Origin of the sequence: Kaistia sp. UC242_56 (assembly GCF_044452255.1) — a bacterium.
Lineage (GTDB): Bacteria > Pseudomonadota > Alphaproteobacteria > Rhizobiales > Kaistiaceae > Kaistia > Kaistia defluvii_A.
The window spans coordinates 2683424-2698288 of sequence record NZ_JBIOAN010000002.1 but is presented as its reverse complement, the minus strand read 5'-3'; the positions used below and the strand labels follow the sequence as shown (position 1 = coordinate 2698288).

At 65.7% G+C, this 14865-nt stretch carries 14 protein-coding genes; 4 read left to right on the top strand and 10 right to left on the bottom strand.

Annotated elements, in window-relative coordinates; all coding sequences use genetic code 11:
- The first annotated feature begins 51 nt into the window (after positions 1 to 51).
- Positions 52 to 207 (top strand): response regulator transcription factor, encoded by a 156-nt coding sequence (locus ACHMWQ_RS15390; RefSeq protein ID WP_396308132.1) that lies wholly within the window; start codon positions 52 to 54, stop codon positions 205 to 207.
- A 58-nt stretch (positions 208 to 265) separates the two neighbouring features.
- On the opposite strand, the gene ACHMWQ_RS15385 is transcribed toward ACHMWQ_RS15390, so the two are convergent.
- From ACHMWQ_RS15385 to ACHMWQ_RS15340, 10 genes are all read right to left on the bottom strand, one after another.
- The gene (locus tag ACHMWQ_RS15385) at positions 266 to 1372 is read right to left on the bottom strand and encodes an amino acid ABC transporter permease (protein ID WP_396308131.1); all 1107 of its coding nucleotides are present in this window, start codon (positions 1370 to 1372) and stop codon (positions 266 to 268) included.
- A complete protein-coding gene (locus ACHMWQ_RS15380; protein WP_396309457.1) occupies positions 1369 to 2526 on the bottom strand; it encodes an amino acid ABC transporter permease in 1158 nt (385 codons plus the stop codon). Before ACHMWQ_RS15380 ends, ACHMWQ_RS15385 begins: the two co-directional genes overlap by 4 nt.
- Positions 2527 to 2548: 22 nt before the next feature.
- A complete protein-coding gene (locus ACHMWQ_RS15375; RefSeq protein WP_396309456.1) occupies positions 2549 to 3520 on the bottom strand; it encodes an amino acid ABC transporter substrate-binding protein in 972 nt (323 codons plus the stop codon).
- 239 nt (positions 3521 to 3759) lie between these two features.
- Positions 3760 to 4125: a hypothetical protein gene (locus ACHMWQ_RS15370; protein ID WP_396308130.1), complete on the bottom strand. Its 366-nt coding sequence runs from the start codon at positions 4123 to 4125 to the stop codon at positions 3760 to 3762.
- Positions 4122 to 4916, bottom strand: coding sequence for an ABC transporter ATP-binding protein (locus ACHMWQ_RS15365; protein ID WP_396308129.1), 795 nt, complete (start codon positions 4914 to 4916; stop codon positions 4122 to 4124). The genes ACHMWQ_RS15370 and ACHMWQ_RS15365 overlap by 4 nt, the downstream gene beginning before the upstream one ends.
- On the bottom strand, positions 4910 to 5908 hold the full coding sequence (locus tag ACHMWQ_RS15360) for an ABC transporter permease (RefSeq protein WP_396308128.1): 999 nt from the start codon (positions 5906 to 5908) through the stop codon (positions 4910 to 4912). The genes ACHMWQ_RS15365 and ACHMWQ_RS15360 overlap by 7 nt, the downstream gene beginning before the upstream one ends.
- Before the next feature lie 7 nt (positions 5909 to 5915).
- The gene (locus tag ACHMWQ_RS15355; RefSeq protein ID WP_396308127.1) at positions 5916 to 6950 is read right to left on the bottom strand and encodes an ABC transporter substrate-binding protein; all 1035 of its coding nucleotides are present in this window, start codon (positions 6948 to 6950) and stop codon (positions 5916 to 5918) included.
- Positions 6951 to 6976: 26 nt separating this feature from the next.
- Positions 6977 to 8287 (bottom strand): O-acetylhomoserine aminocarboxypropyltransferase/cysteine synthase family protein, encoded by a 1311-nt coding sequence (locus ACHMWQ_RS15350; RefSeq protein ID WP_396308126.1) that lies wholly within the window; start codon positions 8285 to 8287, stop codon positions 6977 to 6979.
- A 37-nt stretch (positions 8288 to 8324) separates the two neighbouring features.
- Positions 8325 to 9368 carry an isopenicillin N synthase family dioxygenase gene (locus ACHMWQ_RS15345; protein ID WP_396308125.1) on the bottom strand — a complete coding sequence of 348 codons (1044 nt, stop codon included), beginning with the start codon at positions 9366 to 9368 and terminating at the stop codon, positions 8325 to 8327.
- A 502-nt stretch (positions 9369 to 9870) separates the two neighbouring features.
- Positions 9871 to 10725 (bottom strand): sulfurtransferase, encoded by an 855-nt coding sequence (locus tag ACHMWQ_RS15340; RefSeq protein WP_396308124.1) that lies wholly within the window; start codon positions 10723 to 10725, stop codon positions 9871 to 9873.
- A 453-nt stretch (positions 10726 to 11178) separates the two neighbouring features.
- Between ACHMWQ_RS15340 and ACHMWQ_RS15335 the strand changes: the two genes are divergently transcribed.
- From ACHMWQ_RS15335 to ACHMWQ_RS15325, 3 genes are read left to right on the top strand one after another with little or no spacing between them, the layout of a single operon-like run.
- Positions 11179 to 12153: a substrate-binding domain-containing protein gene (locus tag ACHMWQ_RS15335; protein ID WP_396308123.1), complete on the top strand. Its 975-nt coding sequence runs from the start codon at positions 11179 to 11181 to the stop codon at positions 12151 to 12153.
- Positions 12150 to 13724 carry a sugar ABC transporter ATP-binding protein gene (locus ACHMWQ_RS15330; RefSeq protein ID WP_396308122.1) on the top strand — a complete coding sequence of 525 codons (1575 nt, stop codon included), beginning with the start codon at positions 12150 to 12152 and terminating at the stop codon, positions 13722 to 13724. The genes ACHMWQ_RS15335 and ACHMWQ_RS15330 overlap by 4 nt, the downstream gene beginning before the upstream one ends.
- Before the next feature lie 21 nt (positions 13725 to 13745).
- Complete coding sequence (locus ACHMWQ_RS15325) at positions 13746 to 14762, top strand: ABC transporter permease (RefSeq protein WP_396308121.1); 1017 nt, start codon at positions 13746 to 13748, stop codon at positions 14760 to 14762.
- Positions 14763 to 14865: the final 103 nt, after the last annotated feature.

Genomic DNA, 14865 nt, shown 5'->3' with positions numbered 1-14865 from the left:
CGGGAAAGAGCACGTCGACATAGAGCGCGATGTGCTGGCCGACGACGGCCTTTGCTGGCGCGAGGCCTAACGGTTGCCGAGGCCGCCGCGCGGATGGGGCTGAGGCCGCAAACGGTGGCGAGCTACGTCAAGCTGATCTACCAGAAGCTCCGCATCTCCACGCGGGCGGAAGCAGCCCGAGAAGCGGTTCGACGCGGACTCTGCTGATCCTCGTCATAGGCGTCCGCAGCCATCCGCGCTGCTCGGCGCAGCCCCTTCGACAAGTCTATCGATCCAGCGGACCGCCGACGCGGAGCCTTTTCTCCAGCCATAGGCTGTACCGCGAGGCGGCATAGCTCAGGCTGAAATAGACCAGCGCCGCGAAGGTGTAGGCCTCGTTGTAGAAGCCGTTCCAGTTTACGTCGGTCGCCGCTACCCGCGCCGTATTCAGGAAATCGAACAGGCCGATGACAATCACCAGCGTCGTGTCGAGAAACAGCCCGATGCCGAGATTGACGAAGGCGGGGATCACCGCCTTCAGCGCCTGCGGCAGGATCACTAGCCGCATCATCGCGCCCCAGGACAGGCCGAGCGAGCGCGCCGCCTCATACTGGCCGGCCGGCAGCGATTGCAGCCCAGCCCGGACGATCTCGGCCATGTAGGCAGCGACGAACAGGATGATGGCGATCTGCGCCCGGGCGAGCTTGTCGATCGCCGCGCCTGCCGGCAGCATCAGGGGGAAGATCAGCGTCGAGACATAGAGCACGGCGATCAGCGGCACGCCGCGCATCACCTCGATCAAAGCGATCGCCATCCAGCGCAGCAGGCGCATCTCCGATCGCCGCGCCAGTGCCAGTCCGATGCCGAGCGGAAATGCGCCGGCAAAGCCGATCACCGAGAGCAGCACCGTCAACGGAAAGCCGCCCCATTTGTCGGTCGGCACCAGCTGACCGGTAAGCGCGCCGGACATCACGGCCAACGCCGCGCCGAGCGTCGCGAGCCACACCAGGAGTAGGCGGCGGTTCCAGAAGTGCGGCATGCTGGTCACGACGACCAGCGTTCCCACCAGCGCCACCGACAACGCCGCCTGCCAGTCCCGGTCATTCGGATAGAGGCCGAACAGGATGAACCTGCCCTTCTCGGTGATGAAGGCCCAGCAGGCGCCGGATCGCTCGGCGCAATCCTTCGCCGTGCCGAACCAAGTGGCATCGACCAGCGCCCAGCGCAGGAAGGGCGCGACCACGAACCACACGAAGACCAGAAATGCCGCCGTGATGGCGAGGTTGACCGGCGATCCGAACAGGCCGCGCCGCCAGAGCGACCACCGCTCGGCCCAGGTGAGAGGCTTGCGGCCTGCGGCGCGGCCGATCGGTTCCGACAGCGCCATCGTCATCGTCCGAGCCCCTTGAGGGCGTAGCGTTTGTTGTAGCGGTTTATGGCGAACGAGACGGCGAAGCTGATGGTGAGATAGACCGACGCCATGATCAGGATCGTCTCCAGCGCCTGCCCGGTCTGGTTCGCGGCAGTGTTGAGGATCGAGACGAGATCGGGATAGCCGATGGCGACCGCTAGGCTCGAATTCTTGGTCAGGCTCAGATAGCTCGACGTCATCAGCGGCGTGATCACCCGCAACGCCTGCGGCAGCACGATCTTGGCGAAGATCAGCCCGCGATGCAGGCCGAGCGCGCGACCCGCCTCCCATTGTCCCCGGGGCACCGACTGGATGCCGCTGCGGACGATCTCGGAGATCAGGGCGGCCGCATTGGCGACGAGGCCGACGAGCAAGGCGGCAAATTCCGGCGTCAGCGACAGGCCGCCCGTGATGTTGAAGCCTTTCAGCGCCGGAATTTCTACGCGCATGCCGCCGGTGGCGGCGAGCGCGGAGATCACCACCACGAGGCCGATCACCGAGACCGCGGATGCGGTCGGTGCGGCAAGCCCGATGCGCTTGCGCCGCCAGAGCAATAGCAAGGCGATGGCAAGGCTGGCGAGAGCCACTGCCGCGGCGAGCCCGCTCTCGAAACGCAGCGCCGGGATGTAAATGCCGCGATTGCTGAGATAGACGCCGGCGACCGGCTCGAACGCCTTCCGCGCGGCCGGCAGAGCGTGAAACGTGGCGCTCCAGAAGAAGAGCTGCAGCAGCAGCGGTGTGTTGCGGATCAGCTCGACATAGGCGCGGACCGAGCCGGAGAGCAGCGGATTGTCGGACAGGCGGGCAAGCCCGAGGGCGACGCCCAGCACCGTCGCCAATATGCAGCCGATCGCCGAGACCAGCAGCGTGTTGAGCAGGCCGACGAGGATGGCCCGGGCAAAGCTGCTTTGCGACGAATAGGCGATCAGCGTTCCGCCGATCTCGAAATTGGTCGGCCGGGCGAGAAAGGCAAAGCCCGGCGTGATGCCGACGCGGCCCATATTGGTCGCCATCGTCTGGCCCAGGAAGCCGAAGGCGGCGAGCACCCCGACAAACAGAAAAATCTGGGTGAGCGGACGCTCACCCAGAAGGTTCTTCAGGAGAGGAGAGCCGGGCGCCGGAGCGTCCGGACCGATCGCGGTCATGGACCCTTGGCGCCTAGCGGAACGGCGGTGAATAGAGCAGGCCACCCTGGGTCCAGGGCTGGTTGTAGCCGCGCTCGAAGCCGACCGGCGTGGACTTGCCGATGTTGCGTTCGAAGATCTCGCCGTAATTGCCGAGCGTCTTGATGATGTTGTAGGCGAACTTCGGATCGAGGCCGATCGCCTCGCCGAGCGACGGATCGACGCCGAGGAAGCGCTTGATCGCCGGGTCTTCGCTGGTCAGGAAGCTGTCGACATTTTCCTTGGTGATGCCGAACTCTTCCGCCTGGATCGTCGCATAGACGGTCCAGTTGACGATCTCGAGCCACTGGTCGTCGCCGGCGCGGATGGCGGGCGCCAGCGGCTCCTTTGACAGGCGCTCCGGCAGCAGCAGGAAATCGTCCGGCTTGGCGAACTGCGCCCGCTTCAGTGCGAGATCCGAGGCGTCCTGCGTGAGCGCGTCGACGCGCCCCGTCTCCAGCGCCGAGACGAATTCCTTGGTGTCCTCGATAACGACAGGGGTGAACTTCTTGCCGTTTTTGCGGAAGAAATCGGCAATGTTCAGTTCGCCCGTCGTGCCGCTCTGCACGCCGATGGTAGCGCCGTCGAGCTCCGAACCCTTGCTCACGCCGAGCGACTTGGCGACCAGCAGGCCTTGGCCGTCATAGAAGATAATCGGGCCGAAATGGAAGCCGAGCTTGAATGAGCGGGTGATGGTCTGCGTCACGCCCGAGAGCAGCACGTCGAACTCGCCTGCCTGCAGCGCTGGAAGACGTTGCTGCGGCGACGATGACGTGAATTCCACCTTGTCCGGGTCGTTGAAGACGGTGATCGCCAGCGCGCGCCCGAAATCGATGAAGAAGCCCTGCCACTTGCCATTGCTGTCGGGCGAGAAGAAGCCGGGCAGTGTGCCGACGCCAACTTTGATCTGGCCGCGTGACTTAATTTTGTCGAGCGTCTCGCCCGCCTGCGCCGCGCCGGCCAGCATCGAGGCCGAGACCAGCAATGCGCCAAGCGCCGCGACAGTCTTCTTCAAAATAGTTTTATTAGAAATCGCCATGATTCATCATTCCTCGAACGGGTCCTGCCCGTCTTGGTTCAATTCATTGTCGTTATTCTGCAATCGTGCGGTTCAGCCCCGCGAGACTTCGATGATCATTCCATCAACATCGACGAATGGCGAAGCATGGGTGCTTACGAAACAGGCAGAATGCGGAAAAATCCATTTCAATTCTTCCCGCCCAACTGTGTTCCCGTTTCCGTTGATCCAGCCGTCGCCACCACCAGCTGGAAGGCGCCGGCGGCCAGCGTCAGCGCCGCACCGACCCAGAACAACCCCTCCCAATAGCGGGGTATGCCCAGCCAGTGGCCGGAGCCGCAGAGCGACATCGCCAGCGAGCAGAGGTCAGAGGTGTTGATGAGGCAGGGCACCGCTGCCGGGATGGTCAGGCTGGTGTTTTCAGCCACATTGACGAAGACCAGCGCCCACCAGGCGAGCGCTGCGAGGAGCGCCAGGATGCCGGCGGCAAGCAGCCCCGTGCCCAGCACGTCGCGGGAAAGCAGCCTGTCGCGGGAAGTCCATTGCCGGCTCATATCGCCTCGCTGACGCCAAGAAGCTGCAGGATTTCGCGCCGCAGCGCGATCAGTTCTGTGCCCGCACGATTGCGGGGGTGGGGAAGGTCGACCCGTCGCTCGCCGACGATGCGCGCCGGGCGGTCGCTGAAGATGATGACGCGATCGGCCAGCAGCAGCGCTTCCTCGACATCGTGGGTGACGAGCAGCGCGGTGAAGCCTGACTGCTGCCAGAGCGACAGCAGTTCGCCCTGCATGGTGAGGCGGGTCAGCTGGTCGAGCTTGCCAAGCGGCTCGTCTAGCAGCAGCAGGCGCGGATCGTTGACGAGGGCGCGCGCTAGAGCCGCGCGTTGCGCCATGCCGCCGGAGAGCTGATGGGGAAAGGCGTCGGCGAATTCGGCGAGTCGCACGCGGGAAATGGCCTCGTCGATGCGATGGCCCTCGGTCTTGAGCCGGCCCTGCGCCTCGAGCCCGAGCGCGACATTGCGGCGGACGGTGCGCCAGGGAAACAGGGTGGGATCCTGAAACACCAGCACGCGGGACGGATCGGGGTTCTCCACCGGCACGCCGTCGGCGAGCACGCTACCCGTCTCCGGCCGTTCGAGCCCGGCGACGAGGCGCAGCAGCGTAGACTTGCCGGAGCCGGAGGGCCCGAGCAGGGCCACGCAGGCGCCGGGCGCGATCGAGAGGTCGATGTTCTCCAGCACCGCCAGCCGGCCGGATGGCAGGTCATAAGCATGCGAGACGTTGCGCAATTCGATGGCGAGGCCGGTTCCAGCCGGTTCCGGCGCCGAGGCGACAGCCGCTACCATTGCACGATCCCCTTCTGCCAGCCGAGCAGGCGATCGCGCCCGACGAAGAGCAGCTTCACCAGCCCTGAGCAGAGCAGCGCCATCAGGATCAGCGCGGCATAGACATTGGCATAGGCGGAATAGGCGGTCTGGAATTGCAGATACCAGCCGAGCCCGTATTTGGCGCCAAGCATCTCGGCGATGACGAGAACGGCGAAGGAGGAATAGAGGCCCATGAACAGGCCGACGAAGACGTTGGGCAGCGCGGCGGGGATCGCCACCTTCAACACGAGGAAACGGCGATCGGCGCCGAGCGTGCGGGCGACGTCGTAAAGCGAGCGGTTGACCGAGGCGACGCCCGAGGCGGTCAGGATGATGACGGGGATACCGGAAGCCAGCGCCACCAGGAAGATCGAGGCGCCGAAAGTGGTCGGGAAGACGAAGAAGGCGCTCGGAATCCAGGCGCTGGCCGGTACCGGCCCGATCAGCTTCAAGAGCGGCATGCCCCAATAGCTGAAGCGCTTCGACCAGCCGAGCGCAACGCCGACGACGAAGCCGATCGCGATGCCGGAGAAGAAGCCGAGCCCCCAGAGACGCAGCGAATAGAGCATGCAGACGAGCAGCCGGTCCCAATCCGTCAGATAGACATGCAGCAGCCCCTGCGGCGGCGAGAAGAACGGCTTTGGCAGCCAGCCGAGCTTTGCCGTCGACACCTCCCAGGCGGCCAGCCAGAGACCGAGCGCGATCCACCACGCACCATAGTGAACCAGCTTGCGGCCGATGGCGCCGAGGCGATGGACGGTGAAGGCGAGCAAGACGAACCCGCCGGCGCCGATCGCCAGCAGCAGCGCGAACAGCTGCGTCTGGCCCCAGGGCACGACGTCGGTGAAGCCGACCGTCACGGCGGCCGCCAGCAGCCAGCTCGCCGCGGCCAGCAGGCCGTTGCGCCAGATCTCGCCGGAGAGTGCCGAAGACGCGAGCGCGCCTCCGGCCGTTTGCGTGGTGTCGGCCATGGATCGCTCAGGCGAGCAGGTTAGCGGTGACGCGCTGTGCCAGTTCGGCCGGGTCGGTCGAGGCGTCGATCACCTTGATCAGCTGCAGGTCCTCGGCCGCCCATTTCACCTGCTCGACCAGTTCCGGGCCGATCGGGTGGATGTGATAAACGAAGGAGCCGAGATCGTCGGAGAGATCGGCCAGTGCCAGGTCCGGCTTGAGGTTGTCGAGATACCACTTCGCCACTTCGTCCGGATGCTTGCCGGTATATTCGTGGATCTCGATATTGGCCTCGGCCAGGCGGCGGATTGCGTCGCGGTTGGCCTCCAGGAACGGACCGTTGACGCCCAGCACGCAGCATACCTTGTCGGCGAAGATGCCGGTCTGGGTGTTGGCGATCTCGACCAGGTCGTATTTCTTTTTCAGCGAATAGGCCCAGGGATCGAGATGGGCGAGCGCATCTGCCTCGCCGCGGTCGACCGTCGCGCCGACGAGATCGAACGGCACCGCCTTCCAGTTGACGTCCTGTTCGGGATCGATGCCGGCACGGGCCAGCGCGATCTGGAACGAGTGCTTGGGCGGGCTGGCCGGGTCGTAGCTGACGATGGTCTTGCTCTTTAGCCCTTCCAGCGTGGTGATGCCGGAGGCTTTGGAAGCGAGCAGCCGGGTGCAGCCGCCATGCGAACCGACGAACAGCTTGACGTCGAGGCCCTGTTCCAGCGGCTTGACCCAGTCGAGCAGCAAGCCGGCGCCGGCATCGGCCTTGCCGGTAGCGAGCGACTGCACCAGCGTCTGGCCGCTGGCGCCCTGGTAGAACAGCTCGATGTCGAGGTCGTGCTTGTCATAGATGCCCTTGGCGACGCCGAAGGCGATCGGCGAATGGCAGGCGGCGAATTCGGTCCAGGCGAGCCGGATCTTGGTGCGGTTGCCTGCGCGGGCCGAGAAGGTCGGCGCGACGCCCAGGAAGGCGGCGCCGGCCAACACGCCGCCCCCGGTCAGGGCCGTGCGCCGCGAGATGCGGCGACCGAACAGCGAAGGCTTCTTACCGTCGAGAATGCTCATGGCGATTTCCTGAAAGGGGTGGCGGGTCAGGCGCGGTCGAGCGCCTGGGCGAGGTCGGCGATGATGTCGTCGGGATGCTCGATGCCGATCGAGAGGCGCACATAGCCGGGCGTCACGCCGGTCGCGAGTTGCTCCTCGACGGAAAGCTGCGAATGGGTGGTCGTCGAGGGATGGATGGCCAGCGAGCGCGCATCGCCGATATTGGCGACGTGGTAGAACAGCTTGAGCGCGTTGATGAAGGCACGGCCGGCGTCGCGGCCGCCCTTGACCTCGAAGCCGACCAGCGCGCCCTTTCCGCCATTCAGATAGCGGTCGCCCCGTTCCTTGGCGATGCCACTCTGCAGGCCCGGGAAGATCACCTTCTCGACCTTGGGATGCGCGTTCAGGAAGCTCGCCACGTTGATGGCGTTCTCATTGTGCTGGCGGATGCGCAGCGGCAGTGTCTCCAGCCCCTGGATGAACTGGAAGGCGGCGAAGGGCGAGATCGCGGCGCCGATATCGCGCAGCAGCACGGCGCGGGTGCGCAACACATAGGCGATCGGACCCAGCGGCTTCGCCTTCTCCAACCAGGTCGCGCCGTGATGGCTCGGGTCCGGCTCGTGCAGATTGGGGAAGCGCTCGGGATGGTCCGCCCAAGGAAAGTTGCCGCCATCGACGATCAGTCCCCCGATGGTCGTGCCATGGCCGCCGATATATTTCGTCGCCGAATAGACGACGATTGCCGCGCCATGGTCGAGAGGACGGATGGTGAGGGGGGCGGCTGTATTGTCGACGATCAGCGGCACGCCAAGCGAGCGCCCTATCGCAGCAACTTCCGCAATCGGAAACACTTCGAGGCGCGGATTGGGCAGCGATTCCGCGTAATAGGCGCGGGTGCGGCTGTCGGTGGCGCGGCGAAAATTCTCCGGGTCGTACGGATCGACGAAGCGCGTCTCGACGCCGAGGTTCTTCAGCGTCGCGTTGAACAGCGCGTAGGTGCCGCCATAGAGCCCGGTCGAGGAGACGATGTTGTCGCCCGGCCGCGTCAGGTTGAGGATGGAATAGGCCGAGGCCGCCTGTCCGGAGGCGAGCGCCAGCGCGGCGACGCCGCCCTCGATCGCCGCGATCCGCTGCTCCAGCGCATCCTGCGTCGGGTTGCCGACGCGGGAATAGATGTAGCCGAGCTCGTCGAGCGCGAAGAGCCTGTCGGCGTGGTCAGTATCCTGGAACTGGAAAGAGGTCGACTGGTAGATCGGCACGGCGACGGCGCCGGTGGCCGGATCGGCGCGATAGGTCCCGCCATGTACGGCGAGGGTCTCGAAGCGCTTGGTCTCGAATTGGGTCGGCTGGAAGGTCATGCTGCGTCTCCGGATGCCGATGAATTTTCGTCAGGGATCAGTAGGCCGAGGCGGGCTCGCGCTTAGCGGCCGGGTCGAGAAGGTCGGCGTAGTGGCGCTGCGCCACGTCGGGATGCGAGCGCAACCGACCTTTCAGGTAGTTCTGGCCGATCTCGCGGAAGAGCGGGTTGAGCGGGTCGGCGGTGGGGCCGAGCGCCTGCGCCGCGAGATCCGCGTCGAGATCGAGCAGCGGGATATGCGCGTCGAGGGCAGCCCCCAGGAAGAAGGCGACCGAGAGCCGGTCCTTGCCGGCCGGCGGCGTGACGACCCGGTGCACGGTGGCGCGGAGATAGCCGTTCGAGGCCATTTCCAGCACTTCGCCGATATTGACGATGAACGTGCCGGGGATGGGCGGCGCGTCGATCCAGCTGCCGTCATCGGCCTCGACCTGCAACCCGCCCTGCTCATCCTGCAGCAAGAGCGTCAGGAAGCCGCCATCCTTGTGCGCGCCGACGCCCTGGTCGCCGCCGGTCGCGTCGCGGCCGGGATAGCGGATCAGCTTGATGTGCTGGATCGCGCCCGTCTCGTAGATCGGGGCGAACACGTCCTTGTCCTGGCGCAGCGCCAGCGCGAAGGCTTCCAGCAGTCGGATGCCGAGATCGGTCAGCTGGCGCTGCCATTCCAGCACGGTAAGCTTCAGCTCCGGCAACGCCGCCGGCCACTGATTGGGACCCTGCAGGCGCGCCCAATCCGGCGTTCCCGGCGTGCGCGGCAGCACCTCGCGCTCGGAGGAGAAGTCGATCTGCTCGCGCCAGTCGGCCTGGCCGCGCGTCACCTCGAGCCCGGCGCGGGTATAGCCGCGGAAATGCGGCGAGTTCACCATCTCGATGGCGAGCTTCTCGGCATCCGGTAGCGCAAAGAACTGGCGCGACGCCGCGACGATGTCTCGGATCAGCGCATCGGGGACGCCATGGCCGGTCAGGTAGAAAAAGCCCACGTCGCGGGCGGCAGCGCCTAGTTCGGCAAGAAAGGCGGCCCGCTCTTCCGGGCTGCCGTCGAACTTCGAGATATCGAGGATCGGAAGCGTCTTGGGTGTCGGCATGGTCGTCCTTCCCTAAATCCAGGCACCGGGCGGTGGTCCGCCGGTGCGACGGGCACGGTGTTCCGTGGCCCGGTTGCTGCCTAGGATTTTAAGACGACTGATTTGGTAGAGAAGAAACGGCGTTCTTTTGTGCAGGCTCGCAGGAGTTGGTTTCCACACAGGACAAGAGAACGACGCGACGGCCATGCTTGGCACCCGGACGGACAGCCACCGCCGCGTGCAGCACGCGGACCTGCGGGGCCGCCCCCGACTCGGCCCATAGCGACCTCGCCTCGCGCAACACAGGGTTGTTGCGAGGACGCTAGGCGTGCGTGGAATGGGGTCGGGGCGCTGCAGCCCTCGTTATCGTGCCCCAGCCGGCTTCGGTCTGTCTTAACGAAGTCGTCGTCAGCCCCATGCTGAACGACGTCTAGAAGCGATACCGCTCCGCGCGGCGCCGCAAAAGGCCGGTGTCCCGACGGAATGAAGTCAGGACACTGGCGATCTGGTTGGCGAGCGCCGGTCAGGCCTTGGGTGCGGCTGCGCTGTGCTTCGGTGTATCCTCGCGCTGGCCCCATTCATGCCAGGAGCCGTCATAGAGCTTCCAGTCCGGATTGCCCGCGCGCTCGATCATGAAGCCCAGGATCGCGGCCGTGACCCCGGAACCGCAGGTGGTGATCACCGGGCCGCTCACATCGACCTTCGCATCGGCAAAGACCTTGGCGGCGGTCTCCGCGTCGACAAAGGCGAAGTTGTTGGTGGGATCGAAGAATTTGGCCCAGGGCGTATTGACCGCATTGGGCATGTGGCCGCTTGCCACGCCCGGATAGCCGGAGCCTTCCGTTCCCTCGAAGCGCGCGGCGGTGCGGGCATCGACGACTGTCACGCCACTGCCGAGCGCTGCGCGAACCGCCTCGACGTCGACGGCCCGGCCGGGCTGAAGCACGGCTTCGAAAGCCGCGGGCGTGGCCTCCTGGGGATCGCCGGCCTCGACCGGGCGCCCTTCGGCGACCCATTTGCGCAAGCCGCCGTCCAGAATGCGGACCTTGTCGTGCCCGAAGACGCGGAACATCCACCAGAGGCGGGCGGATACATAGCCGGCGTCATAAACGATCACGGTCGTCTCGTTGTCGATGCCGAGACGGCCGATCTGGCGCGCCCAAAGCTCGGCGGACGGCAGCATGTTGACATAGGGTGAGTCCGGGTCCGACACGGCGCTCAGATCGATGAAGCGCGCGGTCGGAATATGGCCGCGCCGGAAATCGTCGATCGCCTGCTTGCCCGAATCGGGCAGGTACCAGGAGCAGTCGAGCACGGCCAGCTTGGCATCGCCCAAATGCGATGCGAGCCAATCCGTGGTTACAAGCCATTCGCTCATCGTCATTCTCCAACAGGAGCGGAACTACGGTCCGCCCGGATGAGTATCGTTCGCGGTGACAGAAGACATCCCGTTCGGACGGGATGCCATAAGAGGTGTCTGCCGGTCGCCCCTGCGGGGGTGGCTCGCAGCCTGCCAGGCCGGCCGAAATCGAACTCCGCCCGATGGAGGCATGGAAACGCCGCCTCCGCCGCTCGCGCTTCCAGCCATTCGGCCCGATCAGAGGATCGTTAGCCTTGGGGCCGCCTGGCGGGGGAGGGGACTATACGGCTCCCCGGCTCGCCCTTTCAAAGGACACAGCCGGGCGAGGCCTCCCCGTTTTGGAATTGTGTTTCCTCGGCTCGCCTTTCCGCAGAACATCCTACCTTCATCAATACACGACAAAATCAATATAGATACTGAAGTATCAACCGCCCAAGACGCTTGGGCACTGAAGTCCCAAGGGAATTTCCGATGTCGATCAAGACAACGATCTCCGCGATAGCGCTCGCGGCGCTGGCAACGGCGCCTGCCTTCCACGCTTCGGCCGAGCCGAAGGGCAAGGATGCCGAGGTGACCATCCTCGTCTCCTCGCTGACCTACTCGTTCCCGCACTTCGTGTTCCTGCAGGAGCAGCTCGAAGATGAAGCCGCCAAGATCGGCAAGGTTAAGGTGCTGCGCGCCGATGGCCAGCTGAGTGCGCCGAAGCAGATCGCCGATATCGAGGCCGCCATCGTGCAGGGTGTCGACGGCATCATCATCGCTCCGGCCGATGCGGACGCGCTCGCGCCCGCCGTGAAGGCCGCGATCGACGCCGGCGTGCCGGTCGTGACGATCGACCGCCCGGTCAATGGCGTCCCAGAAGTGCTCGCCAATGTCGCGGCCGACAACGTCAAGGGCGCCGAGCGGCAGGGCGAGGCGATCGCCGCCCAGTTCCCCAAGGGCGCGACGATCATCAACCTGCAGGGCATCCCCGGTGACAAGACCGCCAACGATCGCAATCAGGGCGTCCACACCACCCTCGACAAGCAGCCCGATCTCTACAAGTTCGTGTCCGAGCAGACCGCGCGTTTCAGCCGCGACCAAGGGCTCGCCGTCACCGAGAACATCCTGACCGGTCTCGCCGAGGTTCCGCAGGTTATCGTCGCCGCCAATGACGACATGGCGCTCGGCGCCGCCCAGGCCGTCGAAGCCCGCAAGCTCAACGGCAAGGTCGCCATCTATGGCTATGACGGCTCGACCGACGCCCTGAAGGCCATCAGCGACGGCTCGCTCGCCGCGACGGTCGATCAGTTCCCCGGCAAGCAGGGCCGCGTCGCCGTCAAGACGCTGGTCGACTTCATCCGCGAAGGCGTGAAGCCTGCCAACGCCAACATCCTCGTCGAGCCGGTTGCCATCACCAAGGCCAATCTCGCAGACGCGGAGCGCATCGGCACGATCACGCAATGATCGCCATCGGCAGCGATGCCGGGACGATTGCCTCGGGAGGCGTCACGCCACCCGAGGCTTCGTTTCTGAGCCTCGAAAGTCTATCCAAGAGCTTCTTTGGCGTGACCGTGCTCGACCGCGTTTCGCTCGCGCTCAGCCCCGGCAAGGTGCATGCGCTCTTGGGCGAAAACGGCGCCGGCAAGTCGACCCTGATCAACCTCCTGAGCGGCATCCACAAGCCGGATGGCGGCGCGCTGCGGCTGGACGGCGAGACAGTGGATCTGACCGGGCCGCATGACGCGCAGAAGCGCGGCATCTCGACGATCCACCAGGAATTCAGCCTGTTTCCCGACCTGACCGTGGCCGAGACGATCTTTGCCGGCCGACTGCCGCTCAACCGCTTCGGACTGGTCCACTGGCGCCACATGGCGCAGCAGACGGCCGAGGTGATGCAGCGGCTCGGGGCCGAGATCGCACCCTGGCGCCCGGTCGCGGATCTGAGCATTGCCGAGCAGCAACTGGTCGAGATCGGCCGCGCGCTGACATTGAAATCGCGTTTGATCATCATGGATGAACCCACGGCCTCGCTGACGCCGCGCGAAGTGGATCGCCTGAAGGCAGTCGTCCGCGCACTCACCGCCGAGGGCGTCTCGATCCTGTTCGTCAGTCACCGGCTGGAAGAGGTCAAGGAACTCGCTGACAGCTTCACCGTGTTGCGCGACGGTGTCGTGGTCGCACGCGGCGCCATCGCCGACGCGACGATCGACGACCTGGTTCGCTGGATGGTGGGCCGCGAACTGCTTGAGGAAGACCGCAGTCATGCGCCGTCCAAGCCCGGCGCCGTTGTGCTCGAGGTGGAGGCGCTGAAAAGCCGGCCGCGCTCCGCCCGCTCGGCTTCCGTCGAAGGCGTCAGCTTCACCGTCCGCGCCGGTGAGATTGTCGGCCTCGCGGGTTTGGTCGGCGCCGGCCGCACCGAGATTGCCCGTCTCATCTTCGGGGCCGACCCGATCGGTGGCGGCGCCATCCGTTTGAACGGCCAGGCTTTTCGCCCCAAGGGACCGGGCGACGCGATCGCCGCTGGCGTCGCGCTGGTGCCCGAGGACCGCAAGCAGCAGTCGCTGTTTCCAACGCTTGCCATCAGCGAGAATTTCGCCGCGGCCGGCGGCGTGCCCACCGGTCCGTTCGGCATTCTTCGCCGCAAGGCGGAAAAGGGCGCGTTCCAGCACTTCCGCGACCGGCTGAAGCTGCGTTCCACCGGTGCCGATGCGGCGATCGCCACGCTTTCCGGTGGCAATCAGCAGAAGGTAGTGCTCGCCCGCTGGCTGGAGCTGAAGCCGCGCCTGCTGATCGTCGACGAGCCGACCCGCGGCGTCGATATCGGTGCGAAGGCGGACCTGCACCGCCTGCTGCGCGAACTGGCCGCCGACGGCGTCGCCATCCTGCTGATTTCCTCCGACCTGCCGGAAGTGCTGGCGCTCAGCCATCGCATCCTGACGCTGCGCGCCGGCCGCCTGACCGGCGAACTCGTCGGCAGCGATGCCGACGAAGAAAGCCTGATGCGGCTGATGACGCTTCCCAAGGCGGCAGCCTGATCCCCAACCCCGGTTCAAACCATGTCCCTTGCTTCCTCGCCTCCCTTGGCCCGTCAGCGGCCGGCGAACCTGATCCCGCTGCTCGCCCGCTTCGCACCGCTGATCTTCCTGCTGCTGTTGATGGCGCTGTTCACCTTTCTGGCCCCGCGCTTCCTGTCATCGCTGAACCTGTTCAACATCCTGCGCCAGGTCTCGATCTTCGGCATCGTCGCCGTCGGCATGACCTTCGTCATCCTGACGCGCGGCATCGACCTTTCGATCGGCGCGCTGATCGCGCTGGCCGGCCTGGTCGCGGCCGTCGTTACCAAGGGCGGCATTCCCGGCCGGCTTGAACTGACGGCCGGCGGCGCGCCCTTCGCCTGGTATTGGTCAGCGCTGGCCGCGATTGTCGTGGGCGGCGTCGCCGGCGCGTTGCAGGGCGTCTTCGTCGCCAGGCTGAGCGTGCCCGCCTTTGTGGTGACTCTGGGCGGCATGACGATCTTCCGCGGACTGGCCCTGATCATCGGCAATGGCGGCCCGATCAGCGGCTTCGACGAAAGCTTCGGTTGGTGGGGACGCGGCATGGTCGGCGCCGTACCGGTGCCGGTGATCGTCTTCCTGGTCGTCGTGGTGATCGCCGGCTTCGTGCTGCATTCGACCCGCTATGGCCGCTCGGTCTATGCCATTGGCTCCAACCCGGAAGCGGCGCGACTTTGCGGACTGAACGTCAACCGCACGCTGATCAGCGTCTATGCGCTGACAGGCCTTTGCGCCGGGCTTGGCGGGTTCCTGCTCGCCTCGCGGCTCAATTCCGCCGAGGCGGTCGCCGGCAATCAGTATGAACTGAACGTCATCGCGGCCGTCGTGATCGGCGGCACCAGCCTCTATGGCGGCACTGGCAGCATCGCCGGAACGGTGATCGGAACGTTGCTGATCGGCGTGCTGCTGAACGGTCTCGTGATCCTCAACGTCTCGCCCTACGTCCAGCAATTGCTGATCGGCGCGATCATCGTCGGCGCCGTCACGTTCGACATCTTCATCAAGAAGTACAAGCGATGAAGTCGCCCTCTTTTTCTCACGGGAACGGCGAGCCTCGAGCCGCCGGTTCGCAGTCTCGTCGCCGGCGCGCTGTCGGCGACCTATGATCGCGGCGCGCTGCGCT